Raw genomic sequence first — 665 nt, 5'->3', positions numbered from 1 at the left:
CCGGGATATTCTGTTTTCGTATCTCCACACCATAGCTGGATACTGTCCGCATCTTCTTCCACCTTTCCCGCAAAAAACAAACGTTTCCGGAATGATCCCTGTATTCAGGGCTTTCTCTTTTCTTTTTCCTTCTGGCCTTCGATATAGGCAGATACCTGCTCACGGCTCCGGTCACTGACTGTAACGGCATAATAAGACGGGTTCCACAAATGTCCTCCCCACAGTTCTTTTTTCAGCTCCGGATGTAAAAGGAACATCTGACGTGCAAGATTCCCTTTCATGATCTTGATCATATCTGAAATATAAAACTGCGGCCGGCAATCCACAAGCATGTGGATATGATCCGGCATGACTTCCATTGCCAGTATCTGAAACCGATACTCTTCTGCCAGATCCTGCAGCATCTTTTTGCATTCCAGGTCGATTCCGTCTTTTAATACTTTCTTCCTGTATTTCGTACACCAGACCAGATGATACTGCAGAGAATATACATATCCTCTACCATATGAAAGCTGATTTTTATTTATATTAAATATATCTTTTTCCATGTCTGTATTATACCATATGCATTTCTTTAAGTAAACATTTGTTCTGTATATTTTTTATAAAAATTGCGCGTCTAACTCATCACTGAAGTAACGAGAATGCGACGCGCAGTTATTCAA

Annotated in this window: 1 protein-coding gene; it reads right to left on the bottom strand. The window is 40.8% G+C overall.

Annotated elements, in window-relative coordinates; translation table 11 throughout:
• Positions 1–104: 104 nt before the first annotated feature.
• Positions 105–548: an IS200/IS605 family transposase gene (tnpA, locus tag G4417_RS16530; protein ID WP_118409670.1), complete on the bottom strand. Its 444-nt coding sequence runs from the start codon at positions 546–548 to the stop codon at positions 105–107.
• Between the last annotated feature and the right edge of the window lie 117 nt (positions 549–665).

Source organism: Blautia wexlerae, assembly GCF_013300825.1.
Classification (GTDB): Bacteria; Bacillota; Clostridia; order Lachnospirales; family Lachnospiraceae; genus Blautia_A; species Blautia_A wexlerae_B.
This window is presented reverse-complemented; position numbering and strand designations above follow the sequence as displayed.